19 protein-coding genes are annotated in these 25550 nt (G+C 68.7%); 11 read left to right on the plus strand and 8 right to left on the minus strand.

Going from position 1 to position 25550, the window contains the following annotated elements:
* The first annotated feature begins 115 nt into the window (after positions 1 to 115).
* Together ACFPMG_RS30325 and ACFPMG_RS30330 are read left to right on the plus strand one after the other, a co-directional pair.
* A complete protein-coding gene (locus ACFPMG_RS30325) occupies positions 116 to 313 on the plus strand; it encodes a hypothetical protein (RefSeq protein ID WP_040136327.1) in 198 nt (65 codons plus the stop codon).
* The gene (locus ACFPMG_RS30330) at positions 310 to 1440 is read left to right on the plus strand and encodes a prohibitin family protein (RefSeq protein WP_376999213.1); all 1131 of its coding nucleotides are present in this window, start codon (positions 310 to 312) and stop codon (positions 1438 to 1440) included. The genes ACFPMG_RS30325 and ACFPMG_RS30330 overlap by 4 nt, the downstream gene beginning before the upstream one ends.
* 33 nt (positions 1441 to 1473) lie before the next feature.
* Here ACFPMG_RS30330 and ACFPMG_RS30335 read toward each other — a convergent pair whose 3' ends face one another.
* Positions 1474 to 3468, minus strand: a complete 1995-nt coding sequence (locus ACFPMG_RS30335; protein WP_376999215.1) for a methyl-accepting chemotaxis protein — start codon at positions 3466 to 3468, stop codon at positions 1474 to 1476.
* A 349-nt stretch (positions 3469 to 3817) separates the two neighbouring features.
* Between ACFPMG_RS30335 and ACFPMG_RS30340 the strand changes: the two genes are divergently transcribed.
* Positions 3818 to 5812 (plus strand): methyl-accepting chemotaxis protein, encoded by a 1995-nt coding sequence (locus ACFPMG_RS30340; protein WP_376999217.1) that lies wholly within the window; start codon positions 3818 to 3820, stop codon positions 5810 to 5812.
* A gap of 23 nt (positions 5813 to 5835) precedes the next feature.
* On the opposite strand, the gene ACFPMG_RS30345 is transcribed toward ACFPMG_RS30340, so the two are convergent.
* The 3 genes from ACFPMG_RS30345 to ACFPMG_RS30355 all read right to left on the minus strand — a co-directional run bounded on the left by ACFPMG_RS30345 (position 5836) and on the right by ACFPMG_RS30355 (position 8634).
* Positions 5836 to 6429: a DUF4142 domain-containing protein gene (locus tag ACFPMG_RS30345; protein ID WP_376999219.1), complete on the minus strand. Its 594-nt coding sequence runs from the start codon at positions 6427 to 6429 to the stop codon at positions 5836 to 5838.
* A gap of 255 nt (positions 6430 to 6684) precedes the next feature.
* Positions 6685 to 7056: a c-type cytochrome gene (locus ACFPMG_RS30350; protein WP_040136324.1), complete on the minus strand. Its 372-nt coding sequence runs from the start codon at positions 7054 to 7056 to the stop codon at positions 6685 to 6687.
* Positions 7057 to 7350: 294 nt separating this feature from the next.
* Positions 7351 to 8634 (minus strand): pentapeptide repeat-containing protein, encoded by a 1284-nt coding sequence (locus ACFPMG_RS30355; RefSeq protein ID WP_376999221.1) that lies wholly within the window; start codon positions 8632 to 8634, stop codon positions 7351 to 7353.
* A 428-nt stretch (positions 8635 to 9062) separates the two neighbouring features.
* On the opposite strand from ACFPMG_RS30355, the gene ACFPMG_RS30360 reads away from it, so the two are divergent.
* From ACFPMG_RS30360 to ACFPMG_RS30375, 4 genes are all read left to right on the plus strand, one after another.
* Positions 9063 to 9497 carry a response regulator gene (locus tag ACFPMG_RS30360; protein ID WP_376999223.1) on the plus strand — a complete coding sequence of 145 codons (435 nt, stop codon included), beginning with the start codon at positions 9063 to 9065 and terminating at the stop codon, positions 9495 to 9497.
* Positions 9498 to 9638: 141 nt separating this feature from the next.
* A complete protein-coding gene (locus ACFPMG_RS30365; RefSeq protein WP_376999225.1) occupies positions 9639 to 14585 on the plus strand; it encodes a HAMP domain-containing protein in 4947 nt (1648 codons plus the stop codon).
* A 10-nt stretch (positions 14586 to 14595) separates the two neighbouring features.
* The gene (locus ACFPMG_RS30370; RefSeq protein WP_376999227.1) at positions 14596 to 16683 is read left to right on the plus strand and encodes a response regulator; all 2088 of its coding nucleotides are present in this window, start codon (positions 14596 to 14598) and stop codon (positions 16681 to 16683) included.
* A gap of 104 nt (positions 16684 to 16787) precedes the next feature.
* Positions 16788 to 17372: an RT0821/Lpp0805 family surface protein gene (locus ACFPMG_RS30375; RefSeq protein ID WP_376999229.1), complete on the plus strand. Its 585-nt coding sequence runs from the start codon at positions 16788 to 16790 to the stop codon at positions 17370 to 17372.
* 45 nt (positions 17373 to 17417) lie between these two features.
* Here the strand turns inward: ACFPMG_RS30375 and ACFPMG_RS30380 are convergent, their stop codons facing one another.
* Positions 17418 to 18410, minus strand: coding sequence for an oxidoreductase (locus ACFPMG_RS30380; protein WP_376999231.1), 993 nt, complete (start codon positions 18408 to 18410; stop codon positions 17418 to 17420).
* 86 nt (positions 18411 to 18496) lie between these two features.
* Here ACFPMG_RS30380 and ACFPMG_RS30385 point away from each other — a divergent pair, with 86 nt between their 5' ends.
* Positions 18497 to 19489: an AraC family transcriptional regulator gene (locus ACFPMG_RS30385; RefSeq protein WP_376999233.1), complete on the plus strand. Its 993-nt coding sequence runs from the start codon at positions 18497 to 18499 to the stop codon at positions 19487 to 19489.
* 178 nt (positions 19490 to 19667) lie between these two features.
* Positions 19668 to 20114 carry a group III truncated hemoglobin gene (locus ACFPMG_RS30390; protein WP_376999235.1) on the plus strand — a complete coding sequence of 149 codons (447 nt, stop codon included), beginning with the start codon at positions 19668 to 19670 and terminating at the stop codon, positions 20112 to 20114.
* On the opposite strand, the gene ACFPMG_RS30395 is transcribed toward ACFPMG_RS30390, so the two are convergent.
* Complete coding sequence (locus ACFPMG_RS30395; RefSeq protein WP_376999237.1) at positions 20115 to 20609, minus strand: substrate-binding domain-containing protein; 495 nt, start codon at positions 20607 to 20609, stop codon at positions 20115 to 20117.
* Between the two features lie 65 nt (positions 20610 to 20674).
* Positions 20675 to 23089, minus strand: coding sequence for a hybrid sensor histidine kinase/response regulator (locus ACFPMG_RS30400; RefSeq protein WP_376999239.1), 2415 nt, complete (start codon positions 23087 to 23089; stop codon positions 20675 to 20677).
* A gap of 229 nt (positions 23090 to 23318) precedes the next feature.
* Between ACFPMG_RS30400 and ACFPMG_RS30405 the strand changes: the two genes are divergently transcribed.
* Positions 23319 to 24179, plus strand: a complete 861-nt coding sequence (locus tag ACFPMG_RS30405) for an LOG family protein (protein WP_376999240.1) — start codon at positions 23319 to 23321, stop codon at positions 24177 to 24179.
* A 3-nt stretch (positions 24180 to 24182) separates the two neighbouring features.
* Here ACFPMG_RS30405 and ACFPMG_RS30410 read toward each other — a convergent pair whose 3' ends face one another.
* Positions 24183 to 24971: a DUF3750 domain-containing protein gene (locus tag ACFPMG_RS30410; RefSeq protein WP_376999242.1), complete on the minus strand. Its 789-nt coding sequence runs from the start codon at positions 24969 to 24971 to the stop codon at positions 24183 to 24185.
* A gap of 136 nt (positions 24972 to 25107) precedes the next feature.
* Here ACFPMG_RS30410 and ACFPMG_RS30415 point away from each other — a divergent pair, with 136 nt between their 5' ends.
* The gene (locus ACFPMG_RS30415) at positions 25108 to 25548 is read left to right on the plus strand and encodes a hypothetical protein (RefSeq protein WP_376999244.1); all 441 of its coding nucleotides are present in this window, start codon (positions 25108 to 25110) and stop codon (positions 25546 to 25548) included.
* Positions 25549 to 25550: the final 2 nt, after the last annotated feature.

Consider the following 25550-nt stretch of genomic DNA (forward strand, 5'->3'; position numbering starts at 1 on the left):
GGCACCCGGACGCCGCCACGGACCGGGAGGACGGGCGGGGACGCCTCCGCGCATCCCCGCCCCCTCCGTCCGCCGTCACCCTTCCGCCCTGCTCCCATTCCAAGGCCGGACGCGCATGCCCCTCGTTCTCGTCATGCTCTATCTCCTCGCCTGTCTGGTGTGCGCCGTCATGGGCCGCAACACCACGATCGGCTTCATCGGCCATTTCCTGCTGGCCCTCTTCCTGACTCCGCCGGTGAACTTTGTGATCCAGGCGGTGGGCCGCCCCAGCACGCGGGAACGTGAGAAGATGCTGACGACGAGACCGCGATGACCACGCTGGACCAGTCCGCCGGGGACGGCCTCGCCCGCGCCCCCCTGGGGCAGCGCGCCGGCCTCTGGCTGAAACGGCGCAGCGTGTCGATCTACGCCCTGACGCTCACCCTCATCCTCGGTTTCCTCGCCATTGCCCCCGCCGTCTTCGTCGAGGTGCCGTCCGGCCATGTCGGGGTGCTGTGGCTGCGCTTCTTCGGCGGCACGGTCACCGACCGGGTCTACAGCGAGGGCACCCACCTGATCTTCCCGTGGGACCGGGTGACGATGTACGACGTGCGCCTGCGCACCGACACCCGCACCTACGAGGCGGTGGCGGCCAACGGCATGTCGATGACGGTGACCGTGGCGTTGCGCTACCGCGTCAACCCTCCCGCCGCCGGCCTGCTTCACAAGCTGGCCGGGGACGATTACGCGGAAAAGCTGGTGCATCCGGAGATCGCCAGCCTCGTCTACGAATTCGTGTCGAAGCACAATCCGGAGAATTTCTACTCGATCAACCGGGCGGACATCCAAGGCTTCCTGCTGACCGAGGCACGCCGTCAGTTCCCGGCGCCGCCGACCGATCTGCAGGCGCTGAAGCTGCCTCCGGGCGCGATCGCCGACGATTACGGCGCCTTGATGATCCGGGTGGAGGATGTGCTGGTGGCCGGGGTCAGCTTCCCGCCGCTGGTCCGCCAAGCCATCGACCGCAAGATCGAGCAGCAGCAGATCATGGAGGAATACGACTTCCGCATCGCCCGCGAGGCCAAGGAGCGCGACCGCAAGCGGATCGAGGCGGAAGGCGTGCGCGACTTCCAGGACATCGTCGCCCGCAACATCACGCCGGAGTATCTGCGCCTGCGCGGCATCGAGGCGACGCGGGCCTTCGCCACCTCTTCCAACGCCAAGACCATCATCATCGGCGGACGCGACGGACTGCCGGTCATCCTGAACACCGGCGACGACGCCAAGTCGGGAACGTCAGCGTCGGGAACGCCAGCGTCGGGTACGGCGGCCAGCACCGCGGCCCCTCACGAGCCCGCCGCCAAGGAGCCGGACGGGCTCGCCGCCCGCCTGTCCACCCTGGACGAGCCGCCGCCGGAGAACAGCGCGCCGGAAGCCCCTCCGGACGCCGCCGGGCGCTGACGCCCGGCGAACCGCCGATCCCAAAGGAATCGGCTAGTCGGCGGCCTCGGCGAGGGTCCGGGCGAAATCGCGCTCCATCTCGTCGAGCAGGCGGACCACCTCCGCCGAGGCCCGCTTCATCTCGGCGGCGTGGCGTTCGGCCTCCAGGCGGTTGCCGGCCTGGAGGGCGAGCAGCGCCTCGCGGCCCGACTCATGGACGGTGCGGTGCGGCGTCGCCATGCCCTTGTAGGTGGACAGGCGCATCGTCCGGGGATCGTTCACGCTGTCGTACCAGCGGCCGAGGCGGCAGGAGTGATGGGTGGACAGGTCCGCCGGCAGAAGCGTGCACTGGCCGCCAACCGCCTCCATGATCTTGTCCACGAAGGCGAGATGGTCCTGCTTGGCCAGCCGGACCAGTTCGCCCACCCCGTCGCGGCTCATGCGGTCCACCTCCTCGCGGCCGATCTTCCGCTCGTCGAAGCGGATGTGCAGCCGGTTGTCGTGCCGCGCCACCACCGAGCCGCGCAGCGACAGCTTGTAGCCGGGAAGCGACACGGTGACCTGCCCGCCGGTGGGCGCGGCCCCCTTCGTCTCGGCGTAGCAGCCGCATTCCGAGATGTCACGGACCAGCGCCGGCGTCTGGTCCACGCTGCCGTCGAGCAGAACCGGACGGCGGCGCGTGTGGCGCCGGTTCGCCAGATCGGAGGAGGTGCGGATGGCCCGAGCCAGCAGGGACGGCAGGGTGTCCAGCGCCTCCTGCATGCGGTCGGCGCTTTCGCCGACCGTGTAGGCCACGGTCGTGGCGCGCTGGGTCTCGCCGCCGACCTCGGTCATCCGGGTGGTGATATCGCGGAAGATGCCGGCGACCTCGCCGATGTTGCGGGCGATCTCGCGCGAGGCGGAGGACTGCTCCTCCACGGCCGCGGCGATCGAGGAATTGATTTCCTGCATGGTGGTGATGGTGGTGGCCACCCCGTCCATGCCGGTGATGGCCTGCTCCGCCACCGCCTGGATGGCGCCGACCTTGGCGGCGATCTCGTCCGCCGCTTGGGCCGACTGCCCGGCGAGATTCTTCACCTCCGTGGCGACCACGGCGAAGCCCTTGCCGGCCTCCCCGGCCCTTGCGGCCTCGATGGTCGCGTTCAGGGCCAGCAGGTTGGTCTGCCCGGCAATGGCGCGGATGAGGTTCAGGATGCCGCCGATCTCCTGCGCCGCGGTGCTGAGCTGCGCCATGATCTGGCGGGCCTCGCCGCTCTTCTCCACCGCCTCGCCGGCGATCCGGGACGCGCCGCCGACCTGCACCGAGATCTCGCCGACCGCGGCCTGAAGCTGTTCCGCACCGGCGGCGACGGTCTGGGCGGCGTCCAGCGCCTCCGCCGTATCGGCGGAGGTGTCGGCGATGCTGTCCTTGACGGACGCACAGACGCTGTCCAGGTCGCCGACCGTGCGGCGGAGGTCCGCGGTGTAGCTGGCGACGCTGTCCACCACGTCGTTGGCCTCGTGGTCGATGGAGTCGACCATCGCGTCCACCGCCTGGAGCCGCTCGTCGATCAGGCGGTCCCAGTAGACGGACAGGGCAGCGTCCAGATCCATCAGCACCGCCGACACCACGGCGCGCTGCATGGTCACGATGGAGCCGAGCCGGCCGCCGGTCAGCAAGGTTCCGCCCATGCTCTGCGCCAGGGCGGCCATGATCTCACCGAGGATGAAGGCGTAACCGCCGACGTACCAGCTCGGGCTCAGCCCGATGCGGTGATGGGCGATGCCGACCGCGCGCACGGACTCCTTGTAGCTGTCGTCGAAGCGGCCTTCGAACAGCCGGGTCCAATGCGCGATCTGGGCGCGCTTGGCCCCTTCGACCTGCGTCGGGTTGGCGAACAGGGCGGCCAGCTCGGGCTGCGACAGCGTGCGGGCGTAGAAGCGGTCCAGAATCCCTGGAAGGGCCCTGGAGATGATCGGCAACGCCTGCTGCAGGCTGCCGACCGCCTCCGGTCCCAGATCGAAATAGGCGGTCTTGGTGACATCCAGGGCGCGAAGGGATTCCGGCATGGCGAATGTTTGTATTCTGTAATGAAGGAGCGTCAATCGATAACATTTCCGCTACAGCGAAGGTATCCTTAAAAGGAATTCGCATGCGACATGCTGTCCCACTTCATGATTAACAGAAGGTTTAATTTGTAGGCTGTCGAACAGGATCGCAGTGAATAAGCCTGATAATACAATCACTTTCCTCCATATGGTCAACCGGTGCCGCAACGACACCTTCACATTGCAAGTTTCCGGTGCGTCCGAAAATTGGCAAAACTATTTGTTACAAATGCGCGGCAAAGGTTACCAATGCGCCGCCTTCCCGGTCTCTCCGGGACGACCCGACGATTTTTCAAGGAGTTCTCGGCCGATGAATCCCCTCCGCACGTTCAGCCTTGCGACAAAGCTGACCATTCTGTGCACGCTCGGCCTGATTGCCCTGTCCGGCGCCCTGACCTTCGCGACGATCGCCAAGGTCACCGCCAGCATCAGCAAGGACGCGGCGGAGCGGAGGGAGCAGGCCATCACCAACTTCCGGATGCTGCTCGACCAGAAAGGGTCCGAATACAGGATCAAGGACGGCGCGCTGTACATTGACGATTTCAAGCTGGACGGCGCGAACGACATCGTCGACACCGTCCGCAGCGTGACCGGCGGCGTGGCCACCATCTTCCGCGGCGACACCCGGGTGGCGACGAACATCCACAACCCGGACGGCAACCGGGCCGTCGGGACGAAGCTGGCCCGCGGCCCCGTCTACAGCGCCGTCATCGACGGGAAGGAGCCCTTCCGTGGCGAGGCCGACATTCTGGGCGAGGCCTATTTCACCGCCTATGACCCGATCATTGATCAGAACGGCGAGGTCATCGGCGTCCTGTTCGTCGGCCTTAAGAAGAGCATCGCCTTGCGCGTGCTGGAGGAGGTGGTGCCCAACATCATCCAGGTGGCGGCGGCCATCACCGTCGGCATGGCTCTGGTGATGCTGCTGGTGGTCCGGCGCCAGTTCAGCACGCTGGACCAGATCCGCGGCACGATGTTCCAACTGGCCGACGAGCATTACGACGTGACGGTGCCCGGCCTGCACCGCCAGGACGAGATCGGCGCCATGGCTAAGACCGTCGAAATCTTCCGCCAGAAAGGGATCGACAACCAGCGCCTGCGCGAGGCTCAGGAGCGCGAGCGCCGCGAGGCCGAGGCCGCCAAGATCGCCGCCCTGGAGTCCATGGCCCGCACCGTGGAGCAGGAGACCCGCACCGCCGTGGACCGCGTCGCCGAACGGTCCGTCTCGATGGACAGCAACGCCCAGGCGATGGCCAGCTCGGCCGAAACCGTCTCCGCCAACTCGCAGAGCGTGGCGGCCGCGGCGGAACAGGCGCTGGGCAACGCCCAGGCCGTGGCTGCGGCCACCGACCAGCTCACCGCCTCCATCGCCGAGATCACCGGTCAGGTCACCTTCGCCAGCCAGATTTCCCGCCGCGCCGTGGAAAGCGGCCGCCGGACCGAGGATGTGGTGCTCTCTCTGTCCGAGGCCATCGGCCACATCGGGGAAGTCGCCACCTTCATCCAGGACATCGCCAGCCAGACCAACCTGCTGGCGCTGAACGCGACCATCGAGGCGGCGCGCGCGGGCGAGGCCGGCAAGGGCTTCGCCGTGGTGGCCCAGGAGGTGAAGAACCTCGCCACCCAGACGTCCAAGTCGGCGGAGGAGATTTCCCGCCAGATCACCGATCTGCAGAGCATGACCGCCGGAGCCGTCGATGCGGTGCAGGACATCGGGCGCACCATCACCGAGATCGACGGCGTCGCCAGCAGCATCGCCAGCGCCATGGACGAGCAGGGGGCGGCGACCAGCGAAATTTCCCGCAACGTCGGCCAGACCGCCGCCGCCGCCCAGGAGGTGTCGTCCCGCATCGCCCACGTGTCGGAGGAAGCCGCGATAACCGGCAGCCGCGCCGACGAGGTGCGCCGGGTGGCCTCCGACGTGGCGGGGAGCATCGACCATCTCCGCCAGATGCTGGTCCGTGCCGTCCGTACCGCCACGCCCGAGGTTGACCGCCGTCGCGCCCCACGGTTCGAGGTCAATCTGCCCTGCACCATCGCCGGGGCGGTGGGGGCGCTGTCGGGGCAGCTCACCAACCTGTCGGAAGGTGGCGCCACCATCCGCGGTCTGGACCGCTCGAAGGTCGGCAGCCGTGGCGTTCTGACCATTCCCGGCTGCACCGTCACCATCCCCTTCGCGGTGCTGGGAGGCAAGGAGCAGGATCTGCATGTCCGGTTCGAGCTGACGCCGGACGTCGCCGACCGCTTCGCCTCGGACGTTCAACGCCTAACCGCGGGCCTGCACCCGCTTCCAGCGGTCGCCTGAGGCTTGGCCCCAGAAGCCCGCCGCTACGGCAACTGCGCCAGCGGGCTGCCGAGCGCGCGCAGCTCGCGCGCGTGCATTTGCAGACCGGGCAACCATTTGGCGGCGAAGCCCCGGACGTCCGGGTCGGTCCCGCCCTGAGCCTGCGCGTTGAACAGGGCGATCGACACCTCGTGCTCGGCGATCTGCTGTTGCAGATACTGCCGGTCGAACGCGGTGCCCTGAAGCGAGGCCAACGCGTCGGCGACCGCCTGCCGGCCGGGGTCCGGGGCGGTGGGCGGCGTGACGCCCTTGGCCTGGGCCAGCCGGGCGAGTTCCTGATTGGCTTGGGTGTGGTCGGCGGCGATGCGCCGGCCGAGGTCGCGTACGGTGGCGCTGGACGCCTGCCGCTGGGCCAGCGTGCCCATCGCCACCTCGCCGAAGCCGCCGTAGGCCGCCTGGGTCAGAAAGGACTGGTCCGCCACCGTCAGCGTCGAGGAGGCGCCCGACCCGGTGCTTCCCATCTGGGATGCGGAAGCGCCGGAGCTGCCCATCGGTGGCACGAGGCCCGGCTCGCTCGAACAGGCGGCGAGCGCGAGGATGGACACAGCGGCAAGGGCCGCGGTTCGCAGCATGGGCATTCCGACCTCCCGATCTACAATCTTGCGTTGGGACACACCGATCCCCAACAGCCTCCTATTCTCCTTGTGCCTGGCGACGAGCGTTTTTACGGGTCCCCTGCCCACAAGGGCAGGTTGACCGATGCCATCCTCATAGGATGGACCGCAGGGAGGCGGGCGATCCTGCCCGGACGGGCGTGGCCTGACGGCGGGGCGCCGGTCGCGGGAGAGGCCGTCGCCCCTCCCGATCACGCAGCGCGTGTCCTTGCGGACGCGTCAGCTGTTCTTCTTCAGGAAGGCGATCAGGTCCTTGCGGGCCTGCTCGTTCTTCACGCCGGCGAAGGCCATCTTGTTGCCGGGGACGGTGCCCTTCGGATCGGTCAGGTACTTGTCGAGATTGGCCTCGTCCCAGGTCAGACCGGCGCCCTTCATGGCGTCGGAATACTTGAAGCTCTCGATGGAGCCCGACGGGCGGCCGACGACGCCGTGCAGGTTCGGGCCGACGCGGTTGGGGCCGCCGGCCTCGATGGTGTGGCAGGCCTTGCACTGGTTGAACACCTTCTCACCCGCATCGGCGTCCTGCGCCGAGGCGATGCCGGGAAGGGCGGCGAACAGGCCGAAGGCCAGAACGGCAACACTACGCTTCATTGCACTATCCTCGATTTCCAATGCCCAAAAGACAGGCACGGCCACCCAAGGCCCGCAGGACGTCCTGCGTTCTTCGCTTCGCCACGATCAATATTCGTCGCATCGGCACGCGGCATCCGCCGCTCCGTTACTTGGCCTCGATCATGACAAGCGGCTTGGGAAACCAGCCGCCACCTCGGCCGGCGTTGTAATCCCCGCATGCTGGTATGCACAATGCCGGGCATGGCTGGAGGGCAGCCCCTGCGACAAAATGCCCGACTCTTTTCGAAAATTTTTCGGGATTAAAATTTTCGGTCACTTCAACCGGCAATGGACCAGCGTCGTTCCGGTGGTGTTGGCCTTCTCGATGTCGGCGTCGCGCAGGTCGGCTCCCGACAGGTTGCAGTTGGTCAGGTCCGCCCCGGCCAGCCGCGCACCCCGCAGGTCGGCGCCGCGGATGTCGCTGTCGGCCAGTTGGGCGTTGCGCAGATTGGTCGGCCACAGGCGCCCGGTGGGCTGGCCGTCCGCCGCCAGAAGCTCGATGGCCCGCATCACCGCGTTGCGCATCATGGCGCGGGTCAGGTCGCAGCCCTCGAAGCTGGCCCCGGACAGTTCCGAATTCTCGAAACAGGTTTCACGCATGCGGCAGCCGGGAAACTGGGCGATCTGCAGCTTGCTGTCGCGGAAGCTCGCCCGCGTGAAGTCGCAATTGCGGAAGATCGCCCCGCTCAGGTCGCAGCCGTCGAAATCGGTCCCGACGAAGGCCCCGTCCGACACGTCGAACCGCTTGCCCTGCTTGCCGTTGCTGTTGATCCAGCGGACATGGCCGTCAAGCCCCTCCCGGATTTCCGGCGGGAAGTCCGACTGGTTGCGGTGGTAGATGGCGCCCATCATCCGCGCCTCCGCCCAATCGGCGGTGGCCATGGCGACGTTGCGCAGTTCGGCGTCGCGCAGGTCGGCGCCCTGGAAGGTGGCGCCGGCAACGACGGCGTTGTTCAGGATGGCGCCCTTCAGCTTCGCCATGCTGAAATCGGCGCCGCGCAGATCGGCGCCGCTGAGGTTGGCGCCGAACAGGGCGGCGTTGCTGAAGTCCGCCCCCTCCAAACTGGCGCGCGTCAGGTTGGCGCCGGTCAGATCGGCGTCGGTGAAGTTCGCGTTGACCAGCACGGCTTCCCGCAGCGCCGCCTCCCGCGCTTTGCGCCGGTCCTTCCACAGCACGAGTTGGCCGGGGCGGAGGTCGGCCCGTTCGAACAGGGTGTTGCGCAGGCAGGCCTTCGTGAAATTCGCCCCGCGCATGTCCGCCCCGACCAGCGAGGCCTCCCGCAGATCGGCGGAGACGAAGCTGGCGCCGAACAGATCCGCTCCATCGAAGTTGCAGCGCTGGAGGACGCTGCGCCGGAAATTCGCTCCGGTCAGAATCGCGTCCGACAGGAGCAGCCCCGACAGGTCGAAACCGGTCAGGTCCGCAGCCTTCAATTGAAGGCGCAGTCCGTTCGGGCGCGCCGCCAGATAGAGCCGGTGGGCTCTGATGGCCTGCGCGAGATCCTCCAGGCTCAGGTCCGCCCCTTCGCCCGGCCCGCTTGTCGGGGCACCACTCATCCCGCTTTCCAGAACCCCTGCAATCGACTCCACGCCACGCCCCGTGGACAGCAGCAAGCTTACACGCAAAATTACTTGCAAAATTGTTAAAAATGCCGCACATCTCTACATGGCTGCCGCGCGTTTGCACCGCACATTTCAATCGAACCCAAGCAAAGACGGCTCAAACGCACCGGATTCGCGCTATTCCATATTGAATTTAAGGAATATGCTTGCCCTCTTTTGGAGTGCAGCCACCCTACTGGGTATAACCTGTTGGGGGTATTTGACCTTTTCTCCCTTAATTGCCTCACCCCTCCGTGCTACTCGTCCCGGTCAGCTTCGCCGGCATCCGACGTCTCCGCTCGGGTTCCGGCGGCGGGCGGGATGGGCGCCTCATCGACGCCGTTCCGGCACCGCAGCCGGCAGAACGACAAGAGGGATAAGGGATGACCAACCCGATCAACAGGTCACCACGGGCCGGGGCGGACGGGACCGCGCCCGCCGCAGCCACACCCCCCGTCCGGGTACTGGTCGTCGAGGATGAGACGATCGTCGCCATGTATTTGACCGATATGTTGGAAGAGTTGTCCTACGAGGTGTGCGGCATCGCCGCCAACGCCGCCGACGCGCTGAAGATCGCCGAGCGGGAACGCCCCGCCCTGGCCCTGGTGGACATCGGCCTCGCCGGTCCGCAGGACGGCATCGAGACCGCGCAGGCCCTGCGCGAGCGTTTCGCCGTGGGCAGCATCTTCATGTCCGGGGCCAGCGATCCCGTCCTGCTGGAGCGCGCCCGCGCCGCCGGCCCGCACGGCTTCATCCAGAAGCCCTACGACGAGCGCCAGTTGAAGACCCTGCTGAACAACGCCGCCCCCCAGCATTAGCCCCCGCCGCCTTCCGCTTGCCGTCCCATGGCTGCGCCGCTCCGGCGCGCGGCCATTCCGGCGTTCCGCCGGATGCGCCGCCCACCGTGCGCAAGGGGACACCCGAGACACAGGCCTGGACTTCTTAGGGACCATCGCGTCATGACGATGACCGACGCTCACGACCGGCTTTCCCCCCAGCTTCTCCTGCGCGCGCTGCGCCAGTTCCGCAAGGGCGACTTCTCCGTGCGCCTGCCGCTCGACCTGGACGGGCTGGACGGCGAGATCGCCGCCGCCTTCAACGACGTGGTGGAGATGAACGAAGCCCTGGTGGAGGACGTCGGCCGGGTCAGCGTCGCCATCGGCAAGGAGGGGCGCATCGGCCAGCGCGTCCGCCTGCCCACCGCCTCGGGCGGCTGGGGCGCCTGCGTGGACAGCGTCAACGCCATGGTCGCCGACCTGACCCAGCCGACCCAGGAGATGGCCCGCGTCATCGGCGCGGTCGCCAAGGGCGACCTGTCGCAGTCCATGCCGCTGGAGGTCGACGGGCGTCCGCTCCAGGGCGACTTCCTGCACACCGCCCGCACGGTCAACCGGATGGTCGAGCAGCTCGTCACCGTGACGGCGGAGCTGACCCGGGTGGCGCGCGAGGTCGGCATCGAGGGCAAGCTGGGCGAGCAGGCCCAGGTGAAGGACGTCGCCGGCACCTGGAAGGACCTCACCGACAACGTCAACCTGATGGCCGCCAACCTCACGGCCCAGGTCCGCAACATCGCCGACGTCACCACGGCGGTGGCGAAGGGCGACCTGTCGCGCAAGATCACCGTGGATGTGAAGGGCGAAATCCGCGAGCTGAAGGACACCATCAACACGATGGTCGACCAGCTCAACAGCTTCGCCAGCGAGGTCACCCGCGTCGCCCGCGAGGTCGGCAGCGAGGGCAAGCTCGGCGGACAGGCCCAGGTGAAGGGCGTTGCCGGAACCTGGAAGGACCTCACCGACAACGTCAACCTGCTGACCGGCAACCTGACCAATCAGGTCCGCAACATCGCCGACGTCACCACGGCCGTCGCCAACGGCGACCTGTCGCGCAAGATCACCGTGGACGTGAAGGGTGAAATCCGTGAGCTGAAGGACACCATCAACACGATGGTCGACCAGCTCAACAGCTTCGCCAGCGAGGTCACCCGCGTGGCGCGCGAGGTCGGCACCGAAGGCAAGCTGGGCGGTCAGGCCCAGGTGAAGGGTGTCGCCGGCACCTGGAAGGACCTCACCGACAACGTCAACGCGATGGCGACCAACCTGACCAGTCAGGTCCGCAACATCGCGGAGGTCACCACGGCGGTGGCGAAGGGCGACCTGTCGCGCAAGATCACCGTGGACGTGAAGGGCGAAATCCGCGAGCTGAAGGACACCATCAACACGATGGTCGACCAGCTCAACAGCTTCGCCTCGGAAGTCACCCGCGTCGCCCGCGAGGTGGGCAGCGAGGGCAAGCTCGGCGGGCAGGCCCAGGTGAAGGGCGTCGCCGGCACCTGGAAGGACCTCACCGACAACGTCAACCTGCTGACCGGCAACCTGACCAATCAGGTCCGCAACATCGCCGACGTCACCACGGCCGTCGCCAACGGCGACCTGTCGCGCAAGATCACCGTCGACGTGAAGGGCGAAATCCTGGAGCTGAAGGACACCATCAACACGATGGTCGACCAGCTCAACAGCTTCGCCAGCGAGGTCACCCGCGTGGCGCGCGAGGTCGGCACCGAAGGCAAGCTGGGCGGTCAGGCCCAGGTGAAGGGCGTCGCCGGCACCTGGAAGGACCTCACCGACAACGTCAACATGATGGCCGCCAACCTGACCGGTCAGGTGCGCGGCATCGCCGAGGTCGTGACGGCGGTCGCCGAGGGCAATCTGAAGCGCAAGCTGACCGTGGCGGCGCGCGGCGAGATCGCGGCGCTGGCCGACACCATCAACGGCGTGATCGAGACGCTGGCCATCTTCGCCGATCAGGTCACCAACGTGGCGCGCGAGGTCGGCATCGAAGGCAAGCTGGGCGGACAGGCGAAGGTGCCCGGCGCCACCGGCGTCTGGGGCGACCTGACCGACAACGTGAACCAGCTCGCCGCCAACCTGACCACCCAGGTGCGCGCCATCGCCGAGGTGGCGACCGCGGTGACCAAGGGCGACCTCACCCGCTCCATCGCCGTCGAGGCGTCGGGCGAGGTGGCGTCGCTGAAGGACAACATCAACGAGATGATCCGCAACCTGCGCGACACGACGCAGAAGAACGCGGAACAGGACTGGCTGAAGACCAACATCGCCAAATTCACCCGGATGCTTCAGGGCGAGCGCGATCTGGTCACCGTCACCAACATGATCCTGTCGGAGATCGCGCCGCTGGTGAACGCCCAGCACGGCGTCCTCTACGTCACCAGCCGCGATGGCGACGAGCCGGTTCTCGATCTGGTCGCCAGCTACGCCCTGAAGGAGCGCGACGGGCTGGGCACCCGCTTCACGCTGAAGCAGGGTCTGGTCGGCCAGTGCGCCCACGAGAAGAAGCCGATCCTGCTGACCAACGTGCCGAAGGACTATGTGCGCATCAGCTCCGGCCTCGGCGAGGCGGCACCGCTGAACATCATTGTCCTGCCCGTGCTGTTCGAGAACGAGGTGAACGCCGTGCTGGAGCTGGCCTCCTTCGGCCATTTCAGCGAGACGCACCGCTCCTTCCTGGAGCAGCTGACGGAAAGCATCGGGATCGTCCTCAACACCATCGCCACCAACATGCGGACCGAGGGGCTGCTCAAGCAGTCGCAGCGCTTGACCGCCGAGCTGCAGAGCCAGCAGGAGGAGCTGAAGACCACTAACGAGCGGCTGGAGCATCAGGCCGCCTCGCTCCGCCAGTCGGAGGAGCTGCTGATGGCCCAGCAGGAAAAGCTGCGCCAGACCAACGAGGCGCTGGAGGAGAAGGCGGAGCAGCTCTCCCTCACCTCCAAATACAAGTCGCAGTTCCTGGCGAACATGAGTCATGAGCTGCGCACGCCGCTGAACAGCCTGCTCATCCTGTCCAAGCTGCTGTCGGACAACGGCGACCACAACCTGACCCCCCGGCAGGTGGAGTTCGCCCGTACCATCAACGCCGCCGGGTCCGACCTGCTGAACCTCATCAACGACATCCTCGACCTGTCGAAAATCGAATCCGGCACGGTCACGCTGGAGATCGGTGCGGTGGTGCTGGACGACCTGCGCGGCCATGTCGAGCGCACCTTCGCCCAGCTCGCCGAGGAGAAGGGGCTGCGCTTCGACATCGACATGACCCAACCGCTGCCCGCGGCCATCCAGACCGACCAGAAGCGGCTGGAGCAGGTGCTGAACAACCTGCTGTCCAACGCCTTCAAATTCACCGAGACCGGCGGCGTCACCTTCCGGGTCGGGCTGGCCAGCGAAGGCTGGAGCGCGGCCCACCCCGTGCTGAACGCGGCGGAAGGGGTGCTGGCCTTCACCGTCGTCGACACCGGCATCGGCATTCCCGAGAACAAGCAGCGCATCATCTTCGAGGCGTTCCAGCAGGCCGACGGCACGACCAGCCGCAAATACGGCGGCACCGGCCTCGGCCTGTCGATCAGCCGCGAGATCGCCCGCCTGCTCGGCGGCGAGATCCGCGTGCAGAGCGAGTCCGGGGCGGGCAGCGCCTTCACGCTCTACGTGCCGATGGAGTTCGACATCGCCCGCTACGGCGACCCGGCGCCGAAGCTGGCCCCCTTCCCGACGCCGACGCGGCCCATCGTGGTGCCGGGCCCGGAGGAGCGGCTGGCGCTGCCGCAGCACCACCCCGTCGCCGACGACCGCGAGCGCATCCGCCCCGGCGACCCGGTGGTTCTGATCGTCGAGGACGACGTGAAGTTCGCCTCGATCCTGGTCGATCTGGCGCGGGAGAAGGGCTTCAAGGCGATCCTCTCCCACGCCGGAAGCCCGGCCATGCCAATGGCCCGCAAATACCGGCCGGACGCGGTGATGCTGGACATCGGCCTGCCGGACATCGACGGCTGGGCGCTGCTCGACCTGCTGAAGCGCGACCCGCACACCCGCCACATCCCGGTCCACGTCATCTCCGCCAAGGAGGAGCGCCGCCGCGGCCTCGCCATGGGGGCGTTCGACTACACCGAGAAGCCGGCCGACCGCGAGGCGATCTTCGCGGCGCTCGCCAAGGTCAAGGGCTTCGTGGAGCGCCACCAGCGCCGGCTGCTGATCGTCGAGAAGGTCCCCAACCCGGAGACCGGCGGCATCGCCGGCCTGATCGACCACGACAAGGGCGTCGGGGGCGGGGGCGGTGACGACATCGACATCAGCACCGTCACCTCCGCCGAGGCCGCCCGCGCGCTGCTGGCGCAGGAGCGGTTCGACTGCATGGTGCTCGACCTGACGATCCCCCAGCCCAGCGACTTCGAGCTGATCGACAGCCTGCGCACCCGCGATTCCACCGCCTGGATGCCGGTCGTCGCCTATGTCAGCGACGCCATCGCCCCGGAGGACGAGGCGCGGCTGCGCCGGCTCGCCGAGACGGTGGTGCTGCGCAGCGTCCATTCCGCGGACTCGCTGCTCGACGAGACGGCGCTGTTCCTGCACCGGGCGGTGGACCGGCTGCCCGACGACAAGCGCAACGCGCTCGACCAGATCCGCCAGCGCGACCCGGTGCTGGCGGGGCGCAAGGCGCTGATCGTGGACGACGATTTCCGCAACATCTTCTCGCTCGCCAGCGTCCTGGAGGCCCACGACATGACGGTGCTGCACGCCGAGAGCGGGCCGGAGGGGCTGGAGCTGCTGAAGGCGCACCCCGACCTCGACGTGGCTCTGGTCGACATCATGATGCCGCTGATGGACGGCTATCAGACCATCCGGGAAATCCGCGCGACCGCGTCCGGGCGCGGCCTGCCGGTGATCGCCGTGACCGCCAAGGCGATGAAGGGCGACCGCGAGAAGTGCATCGAGGCGGGGGCGACCGACTATCTCGCCAAGCCGGTGGACATCGATCACCTGCTGTCGCTGCTGCGGGTCTGGGCCGGACGTCGGCAGGACGACGACGCGGGGCACAACCATGCCGGACGGGAGTGAGGAGAAGCCCATGCCCCACACCCAGATGCCCGCCAGCTTCGCCGAGATCGACGATGCCACTCTGCCGCCGCCCGAGGTCCGCGTGCTCGTCGTGGACGACGATCCCCGGAACCTGCTGGCGATGCGGGAAACGCTGGCCGACCTCGACGCCACGGTGATCCTTGCCCGCTCCGGCGAGGAGGCGCTGAAGCGTATTCTCGACCAGGACTTCGCGGCGATCCTGATGGACGTCCACATGCCGGGTATGGACGGCTACGAGACGGCGGAGCTGATCCGCAACCGCCGCAAGTCGCGGCACATCCCCATCCTGTTCCTGACCGCCATCAACAAGGACGAGATGCACATCTTCCGCGGCTACTCCGCCGGGGCGGTCGACTACATGTTCAAGCCGGTGGACCCGGTCATCCTGCGCAGCAAGGTCACCGTCTTCGTCGAGCTGTACCGCAAGACGGAGGAAGTCAAGCGCCAAGCCGCCTTGCGCGAGCGGCTGATGGCCGAGAACTACCGCGTGCGGGCCGAGAAGCTGGAGGCCGAACAGGCGCTGCGCCGGTCGGAGGAGCGGCAGGCGATGATCGCCCGCTCCCTGCCGATCCTCCTCTACACCGCCGGGCCGGAGCGCGGCACGCCCTTCCGCTACGTCACCGAGAATGTCGAGGCGCTGTTCGGCTTCCCCGCCGAGCGCTTCCTGACGGACGGCGGCTTCTGGGAATCGCGCCTGCATCCGGACGACCGCGAGCGCGCCGCCGTCCAGTTCGAGGCGATGCGGCAGGGCGGCGTGTCCACGGTGGAATACCGCTGGCGCGCCGCCGACGGGCAGTACCGCACGCTCCTGGAGAAGGCCATGCTGTTGCCGGGCGAGGGCGGCCGCCCGCCGGAACTCTGCGGCACGGTGCTGGACGTCACCGACACGCGGGAACTCCAGCTCCAACTCGCCCATGTCCAGAAGATGGAGACCATCGGCCAGTTGACCGGGGGCATCGCCCACGACTTCAACAACATGCTGACCGTGGTCATCGGCAGCCTGGAGCGGCTGGGCCGCATGGCCTTCGACGACCCCAAGGCGGCGCGGCGGGTCGAGATGGCCCTTCAGGCGTCGCTGCGCTGCTCCGACCTGACGCGGCGGCTGCTCGCCTTCGCGCGGCGCCAGCAACTCCACCCCGAGAGCGTGGACATGGAGGCGCTGGTCCGCAACATGGGTGAGCTGATGGAGCGCACGCTCGGCTCGGCGATCACCGTCGAGATCGACAGCGCGCCGTCCCTCTGCCCGGCGCTGGTGGACCGCACGCAGGCGGAATCGGCCCTGCTGAACCTCGTCATCAACGCGCGCGACGCCATGCCGGCGGGGGGCACGCTGACCATCGCCACCGCGATGGTGGAAGCCGGCGAAGGGGACGCGGAGCTGAGCCCCGGACGCTACGTGCGGATGACCGTGAGCGACACCGGCTGCGGCATGCCACCGGAGGTTCTGGCGCGCGCCTTCGAACCCTTCTTCACCACCAAGGAGATCGGCAAGGGTACCGGGTTGGGGCTGAGCATGATCCACGGTTTCGTGAAGCAGTCGGGCGGGCTGATCCGGGTGGAGAGCGAGCCGGGCCGCGGCACCTCCTTCCACCTCCATCTGCCCTGCGCCCCGGCCGCCGTCCGCGAGGTGAAGGAGCCGGAGGACACCGTGGAGGCCGGCCCACTGCCGGGCCAGGGCGAGGTGATCCTGGTGGTGGACGACGACCGCGACGTGCGTCAGGTCGCCGTGCTGACCCTCCAGGATCTCGGCTACTCCGTGGTCGAGGCGGAGAACGGGCCGGAGGCGCTGGCCGTGCTGGCCGGCGAGCCGCGGGTGGACCTGCTGTTCACCGACGTGGTGATGCCAGGCGGTATGAACGGGCTGGAACTTGCCCAGGAGGCGCAACGCCGTCATCCGGCCTTGAAGGCGCTCTACGCCTCCGGCTACGCCCATGGCGTGGCCGGGGGCCTGAGCGGCGAGGGGCCGGGTGCGGAATTCCTGATCAAGCCCTACCGCGACCGAGACCTCGCCCGAGCCGTCCGCAAGGCGCTGGGCGGTGGTGTGGCGGAAGCTTTCCCGGAGTTGAAGAGCGCCTGACGATTGCCATCTTCGTCACAGGCCATTGTCGCCCATTTGCCCCAACCGTGAGCGGGGCTGTGGTGATCAGATGACGGTCGCGTTGCAATAAAGGAGTAGTCGACGTGTCTGCTGTCCGCCTGTCCGGGATTCGCTTCGCCTCGGTCCTGTGCCTTGGCCTCACCGTCGCCCTGCCCCTGACCTCCGCACCCGCCACGGCGCAGGTGTTCACCCAGGGCGGTTACGGCGCACCGACCCAGACCAATCCCCAGGCCAACGGCGGCAACACCACCTTCGGCATCGACAACGACCTGCTGGGCAAGCTCGGCGGGGCCGCCGTCGGGGCGCTCGCCGGATCGCAGATTGGCAAGGGCAGCGGCAATCTGCTGGCCATCGGCGCCGGCGGCCTGCTCGGCTACTTCGCCGGCGGGTACCTGATGGAACAGTTGAGTCCCGGCAGCCGCAACGCGGCGCAGAGCGCGGAGACACGCGCGCTCGACGCGCCGGTCGGGCAGACCATCCGCTGGAACAGCCCGGACAGCGCCAACACCGGCGGCACCATCACCCCGATCCGCGCCGGGCGCGATTCCGCCGGGCGGGAGTGCAAGGAATTCCAGCACAAGGTGACCATCGACGGCCGCCAGGAATCCGCCACCGGCACCGCCTGCCGCGGCGACGATGGCCAATGGCGCCTCGCCGCGACTCCCTGATCGCCGTCGGGCCATGACGGAGCGGGTGAGCCTACGGCTGACCCGTCAGGGCAGCGAGACGCCGGTCAGGGTCTCCGACACGCTCCACAACCGTTCGGCAAGCGCGTCGTCCGCCGCCCACGGATGGACGCCGCGCCGCCCCGTCGCCGTATCGTGGACCGGGGCGACGTCGCAATCCTCGCAATAGACCCCGCCGAGGCCGTCGAGCCGCGGGCTGGTCGCGCACCAGACGCTGGTGGCCGCCCCCTGTGCGACGGTCTTCATGCCGCGGGACGGGTCGATGCGCGGACGCCCCTCCGCGTCCAGGGCATCGAAAGCGGCGATCTCCTCAGCGCTCAGATGGCGGCTCAGCTCGGTGAGGATCTGTCCCGGATGCAGCGAGAAGGCGCGCACCCCGTGCTCCCGACCGCGGCGATCCAGGGCGACGGCGAACAGCGCGTTGGCCGTCTTGGACTGGCCGTAGGCGATCCACTTGTCATACGGGCGCCGCTCGAAGTCGAGGTCGTCGAAGTCGATCCCGGCGATCTGGTGGCCGCGTGACGAGACCGATACGACGCGCGCCCCGCCCGCCTCGCGTCCCGCCGCGCGGAGCGCCCGCCACAAGGCCAAGGTCAGGCGGAAATGGCCGAGATGATTCGTCGCGAACTGCCCCTCGCGGCCGTCGGCGTCGCGGTGAAGCGGCGTCGCCATGATGCCGGCGCTGTTGACGAGGATCGACAGCGGCCGTCCGGACTGGCAAAAGCGCCGGGCGAAGGCGGCGACCGAGACGGCGTCCGCAAGGTCGAGCGCCTCCAGTTCGACGCGGTCGAGGCCGGCCAGCACGGCGGCCGCCCGGATGCGGTCCCGGGCCGGCACGATGACGGTTGCGCCGGCCTCGGCGAGCGCGCGCGTCGTTTCCAGCCCGATGCCGGAATAGCCGCCGGTGACGACCGCCACCCGCCCGCGGAGGTCGATGCCGCGGACGGCCTCGGCGGCGGTGGTGGCAGGGCCGAAGCCGGACCCGATGGGTGTCTGGTCGGGGGATATCGGGGATATCATGGGGCCTCCTCGCGGGGTGTGGCGTCGGGAGCCGTTGTCGCCTATATGCGCGGGATGATCCATCCAGCCCCGTCCGGAATCCTGTCGTGATCGTCCAGAACGCCCCCGCCGACGTGCTGTCGGACGTGCTCCGCCTGATGCAGGCCCGGACCCTGTGCTCCGCGCGCCTCGCCGCTCGGGGCGACTGGTCGATCCGCTTCCAGCCGCCCCACACCATCAAGTTCAACGTTGTGACCGCGGGCACCTGCTGGATTCGGGCGGACGGGCCGGGTGGGGCCGATGCACCGCAGCGCCTCGACGCGGGGGACTGCTTCGTGGTGGTGCGCGGCGGTTTCGTCCTGGCGAGCGCACCGGACCTGCCCCCCGTCCCGGCCGATGAGGTGTTTCGGGGGCCGGACGGTGTGGCCCGCATCGACGCGGCAGACGGCGCGCCCAACGGCGCGGACGAGGTGCGGTTTCTCGGCGGCAGCGTGCGGTTCGACCGGTTGGACGGCGGTCTGCTGTTCGACCTGCTGCCGCGGCTGCTGATGATCCGCGGCGGCGCTCCGGGGGCCGCCCCAGTCGGCTGGCTACTGGAGCAGCTCGACCGGGAGTGGCGCGGCGGAACGGTGGGGTCTCAGCTCGCCTGCAACGACCTGCTGCGCTTGATGTTCGTCCACGCCTTGCGGACGCATTTGAGCGAACAGCCGCCGCAGGGCGCCAACTGGCTGGCGGCCAGCCTGGACCCCTCGATCGGCCGGGTCCTCGGCGCCATCCACGCCGAGCCCTGCCGCAACTGGACGCTTGCGGAACTGGCGGGCATCGCGGGGAGGTCGCGCTCCGGCTTCGCCGCCGCTTTTCGCGAGCGCGTGGGCATGCCCCCGATCGACTACCTGATGCGCTGGCGCATGCGCCTCGCCGCCACGCGGCTGCGGCAAGGGCAGGACTCCATCTCGGTCATCGCCGCCTCGCTGGGCTACCTGTCCGACAGCGCCTTCAGCGCCACGTTCCGGCGGATCATGGGCGTCTCTCCGGCACGCTACCGCAAGGAAGCGTACCAAGAGGCCGCTTTTGACCGCGGTTCCGCGATCGGGGGTTGAGCGGACCGCCGCAGCGACGCCCAGGCGTCGGCGGGAGGATGGGGGAAGACCATGCTCGCTTCTCCCGCCGCCCAAGGGGATTGGCGATCACGAGCGCCGCACCGGTGGCGGCGGGAGACCGGAACGCGTATGGTGCGGGGACTTGTTCGCCTCTTGTTTTTTTCAGGACCCTTCCACCTTGGACCAGACCGCCGCCCCCACGCCCCAGTCCGCCACCATCGCTGAGCGCGTCGCCAAGACCGGCATCGACGAGGCGATGATCGAATCCCTCGTCCGCACCTTCTACGGCAAGATCCGCGACGACGCCCTGCTCGGCCCGGTCTTCGGCGCTGCGATCACTGACTGGGAGCCTCATCTGCAAAAGATGATGGACTTCTGGTCCTCGGTCGCCCTGCTGACCCACCGCTACGATGGGCGCCCCCTGCCCGCCCATGTCCGCTTCGACATCGGGCCGGCGCATTTCGAGCGCTGGCTGGAGCTGTTCCGCGAGACGACGGCCGAGGTGTGCACGCCCGAGGCCGCCGCCTTCTTCGAAGACCGCGCGGCCAACATCGGGCGCAGCATCCAGATGGGGGTGGATTTCTTCCGCAAGCAGGCCGCCGCCGACGCTGGCGCTGGCCGTTGATCAGGCCCCACGCACCGGCTTGCCCTTCACGCCCCAGCTGTCCGTGAAGTCGCGCACGCCGGGGATGGTCATCATGTGGGCGTCCTTGACGTAGACGAACTGCTTGGGGCCAAGCTCGTACTCCATCATTGTGATGCCCTTGGCGCGGCAGCGCTTCTGCTCCTCCTCCCGGATGCGGCGGTCGGAGACCACCATGTCGGGATGCTCCAGCCCGACCCCGGCGCAGAAGCTGCGGAATCCGCTGTTGGTGCCCTCGGCGACAAGGCGCGGCTGGGTGTCAGGCGTGCTGTTGAAGCGGCTGGCCGCGGTGCCGACCGCTCCCCGCATGGACGGACTGCCGACGATCCAGATCCCACGCTCCTCCGGCGGCGGCTTCGGAACGGTCGGGGGCGGCAGGGTGGCGGTCTGCTGCGGCGACGGGAAACCGGGAAACTGGCACCCGGCCAGCGCCGCCGCGACGGCGACCATGGCAAGGCCTTTCGACAGGGATGGCACGCTGTTGTCTCCTCCATAACCCTCGCACGGCGCGGCGCCATCGGCGCCGCTGATGGTAGCAACGCTCAAGCCGGCCCGATGGCTCCAAGATGGCGGGCCAGCGCCGCTTCGAGAAGGCGCGGGGTCACCGGCTTGTGCATCAGACCGAGACCGTGCCGCGCGGCGTCGCGCTGCGGTTCCGGTCCGATCTCCCCGGTGACGATGAGGCCCGGCACATCGGCGCCGAACAGGTCGCGGACACGCAGGATGGCCTCGGTGCCGACGCGGCCCTGGCGCAGCCGGTAATCGGCCAGCACGATGTCGGGCGGGCGCCCGCCGGTGCGCAGACGCTCCAGCGCTTCCCCGGTGCTTCCCGCGGACAGCACCTCGAACCCCCATTCGCCGAGCATCGCCACCAACCCCATGAGAACGATGGCGTCGTCCTCCACGACCACGGCCAGCCGCCCGTTCCCGGTCGCTGCCATGCCTTCGCCCCGCGCCATCCGGGCGGACGGCGGTGCGGGACGCGGCGCGTCATGGCGGACCAACGGTACGCTGACCGAAAAGATCGAGCCGCGCTCCGGACGCGACACCAGATCCACCGGGTGGTCGAGCAGCCGCGACAGTCGGCGCACGATGGCGAGGCCAAGGCCGAGTCCCTGGTCGCGGTCGCGCTCCGGGTTGCCGATCTGATGGAACTCCTCGAAAATACGCTCCCGCTGGTCGGGCGGGATGCCCAGGCCGGTGTCGTGCACCTCGATGCACAGGCGCGCTCCCTGGGGCCGGCAATCGACCATGACGCGGCCCCGGTCGGTGTACCGGATGGCGTTGTCGACCAGATTGCGCAGCATCCGCCCCAGCAGGACGCGGTCGCTGCGCACCATCCCGGTGAAGGGTACGACCCGCCAGTCCAGCCCCTTGGCCTCGGCCAGCGGGGTGTAGGCAGCGGACAGCGGGCCGAGCAGGTCGGCGACCGGAAACTCCTCGATCTGCGGCGCCACCACCCCGGCATCGAGGCGCGACACGTCGAGCAGGCTGTCCAAGAGATCCTTCAGCGTGTCCAGCCCCTGCTGGAGCCGGTCGAGCGCCCGCTGACCGGCCTCGCCGACGACGTGGGGTGCCAGCGCCCCGGCGAACAGCAGGATCGACTGCATAGGCTGGCGCAGGTCATGGCTGGCCGCCGCCAGGAAACGGCCCTTCGAGCGATCCGCCTCCTCCGCTGCCTGCTGGGCGCGCCGGATGTCGTGGATATCCACCGCGGTGCCGATCCAGGAGACGATGGCTCCCCGCTCCCGCACCGGCACCACGCGGCACTGGTGCCAGCGCCACGCCCCGTCGGCGCGCCGCATCCGGATGTTGCTCTGATAGGGCGTGCCCGCGGCGATCGAGCGCGTCCTCAGTTCCAGATAGGCGGGGCGGTCGTCCGGATGGAACCCCTGCCAGGCGGACATCGCCTCGACGTCCTGGCCGGTGTAAGCGCGCAATTCCTCATTGTAATATTCGGGGGTGCCGTCCGAGCGGTTGATCCACATGAGCAGCGGCGTGTTGTCCACCAGCGTGCGGAACCGTGCCTCGCTCGACCGCAGCGCCTCCTCCGCCCGCTTGCGGGCGGTGATGTCGCGGGCCACCCCGACGACGCCGATGGCCTCTCCCCAGGCGTCGCGCAGGGGCATCACACTGATCATCAGAACGCGTTTGCCTTCCTCTGTCGGGAAGGGCAACTCCTCCTCAACCGTCTCCTCCCGCCCGGTGACGATCACCCGCCCGCACAGGTCGTCGAGCCGTGCGGCCTCCTCCGGCGGGAACAGATCCTCGTCGGTCAGGCCCACCACCTCCTCCCGCGCCCGTCCGAACAATCGCGCGGTCGCGGAGTTGACCAGGGTGAAGCGGCGCTCGCGGTCCTTGGCGAAGATCGGGTCGGTGACGCTCTCCAGAAGGCTTTCCAGCAAGGCGTTCTTGCCCCGCAGCAGCGCCTCGGCCGCCTGGGCGGCGCGATGGGCGGCCTGGGTTTCCATCTCGTGCATGGCGAGACGGGCGAACTCCTCCAGGTCCCGCTCGTCCTCCGCGCTGAACTCCGGGTGGGGCTGGTGATCGAGCAGGGAGAAGGTTCCGATGCGCAACCCGTCCGGCGTGATCAGCGGCGCCCCGGCGTAGAAGAGCAGATGCGGCGGCCCGGCCACAAACTCGTTGTCGGCAAAGCGCTCGTCCTCCCGCGCGTCGCGCACGACCAGAACCGCATCGTCGAGGATGGTGTAGGCGCAGAAGGACAGCCGGCGCTCGACGACCATCGTGTCCAACCCATGACCCGCCTTCGACCATTGCCGCGTCTCATCCAGCAGATTGACCATCACGATGGGCATGCGGAAATGGCGGGCGCCGAGCCGGGCCAGCCGGTCGAAAGCCGCTTCCGGTGGCGTATCCAGCACACCGTAGCTCTTCAGCCGGTCGAGTCGGGCGCGCTCATCCGATGGCCATGGCGGCTCGATGCTGCTCAACGTCACCCCTTATGAACAAGACGCGGACAAGACGCTGATGGTCGGGCGCAGACGCGCCTGAACCATGATGTGGGCAGGGCCAAGGCTTATGGAAAGGCGCGGAACCGGTTTCCCTTCCGCCCCCCTCCGGTCTGCGGCACACTTCCTTTGAATGCAAACCCTTTGAGGCCGGGCAATGAGCCGCCCGCGACCCCACATGACCAGAAGCCGTCCCCGTCCCCACCCGGAGCACAGCATGAAGGACAGCAGGCCGAACCACGAATCCGCCGCCTACCGCATCGCCTTCGAGGACCGCGAATTCCTGTTGAGCGAGTCGATGCGCGGGGTGCGCTTCATGCTCGAATACGCCAAGCCGGAAGCGGAGCTGAAGGCCTGGGGCATCCGGTCCACCATCGTGGTCTACGGCAGCGCGCGGGTGCCCTCGCCCGAACGGGCGGAACAGCTTCTCCGCGACGCACGCACGCCCGAGGACCGGCAGGCGGCCGAGCGGCGGGCCAAGCAGGCGGCCTGGTACGAGGAGGCGCGGACCTTCGGCCGCATCGTGTCGGAGCGCGGCGGCGCCCTGGCGCCCACTGAGGACGGGCAGCGCGACAACGTCATCGCCACCGGCGGCGGACCCGGCCTGATGGAGGCCGCCAACCGCGGCGCGCAGGAGGCCGGGGCGCCGAGCATCGGCTTCAACATCAGCCTGCCGCAGGAGCCGCACCCCAACCCCTACAGCACGCCGGAGCTGACCTTCCGCTTCCATTATTTCGCCATCCGGAAAATGCATCTGGCGATGCGCGCCAACGGGCTGGCGATCTTCCCCGGCGGTTTCGGCACCTTCGATGAAGCCTTCGAGATCCTGAACCTGCGCAACACCAACAAGGCGTCGCGCCTGCCCATCGTCTTCGTCGGGCGCGACTATTGGAACGAGGTGGTGAACTTCCGCGCCCTGGCCGATCACGGCATGATCAGCGCCGGCGACCTGGAGCTGTTCGACATCGCCGACACAGCGGAGGAGGCGTGGGACTGCATGACCCGGCTCGGCCTCAAGCGCGGCAACCCGCCGCTCGGCCCCGCCGGCACCGGCATGTCGGCGTCCGAGGAGAACTGAGGCTCAGCCCGGCGGCGGGCTTTCGGCGGCCGGGGCCGTCGGGGCGGGAGCGTTCAGCGCCAACCGCCCGACGCCCGGAATCTTGACCGCGAGGTCGAAGGGATCGACCCCGAAGGTCATGCCGAGCAGGTTCACCTCGAACCCTTCCTCCTTGGCCAGGAGCAGGCCGGCGAGGCCGAACAGGCTGACCTGCCAGCCCGTGCCGCTGGGCGCCCGCGCGATCATGCCGGCGCCCAGATAGTCCTTGCCCAGGGCGGTGGAGGGCAGGTCGAGCCGCAGCTCCGGCACCGCCCGTCCTACCCAGGCGGCAAAGGTGTTGCTGTTGGGGCCGGGCCAGATGCGGTACTCCCCGGCGTAGGGGTAGCTCTGGGCGGCCTCGGCGATCTTGGGGATGGCGGCCTCGGCGGCGGGGCCGCGCAACTCGGCCAGCACGGCGGGGGCCGAACCGAACCAGCGCCCGTCCGGGTCGCGGTTGCTGACCGCCACCGCCGGCAGGCCGCGGTAGACCCGCCAGCCGATCACCTCATAAACGGTGTAGGCCGACGCTCCCGCTGGCTTCACCGCGAACCACGGGTGCGTGCCGAAGGCACCGCGCCAGGACAGGGCACGGGCGGCGTAGACCTGCACCACCGCCTCCGGCGTCGCCGCCGCATCGGGGGCGAGGCCGACGGACGCGCGGTCCGCCCGGCTCCAGTCCACGCCCAGCGTCGCCGTTCCCGATGCGATCACGAAGGCCGGACCGGCCAGCAACAGGACCAGCGTCATCAAAATCACCAGGATGGTGGCCGTCATTCTTTTCCGCACCGCTCCCTCTCGCCTGATGGGCCGTTTCCCAGATAGGCTGTCATCGTCCCGCCCGCCACCGATGTTGTACGTTGAGGACCATCTGGTTGGTTCATCACCGGTTGGTTATCAAAGGAGCGCACCGATGCCCGCCGCCGACCTGACCGATCTTCTGGACCGCATCACCCGGCAGGCGCCGACCCGCGCCGCGACGATGGAGGTCGCCCGCGCGCTCGGCTGGACCACCGGGCCGAGCCGCAAGGGATGGAAGGTGGTCCAGCCCACCGGCTATGTCGGCGGCATGGTCGTCCCGCCCAGCGCCGACACCGCCGCCGCCGAGGTGTGGTTCGATCCCGAGGGGACGGAGCGCGGCCTCGCCGGCCCCAGCGCCGAGTTCCCGCCCTATCTGACCAGCCTGGACACTGCCCTGTCCGCCGTCCCCGCGGCGGAGCGGGCGACCACCCTGCGGACCGCGCTGGACCGTCACCGGGCGTGGCAGGAGGAGACCGGCCGGGACGACGCGGCGCTCGGCCGCCTGCCCGCCTTCGTCATCGCGGCCTGGCTGTCGGTTACGCCGGCGGCGTGACG

This window comes from Azospirillum himalayense (genome assembly GCF_042657465.1).
In the GTDB taxonomy this organism is placed as follows: domain Bacteria; phylum Pseudomonadota; class Alphaproteobacteria; order Azospirillales; family Azospirillaceae; genus Azospirillum; species Azospirillum himalayense.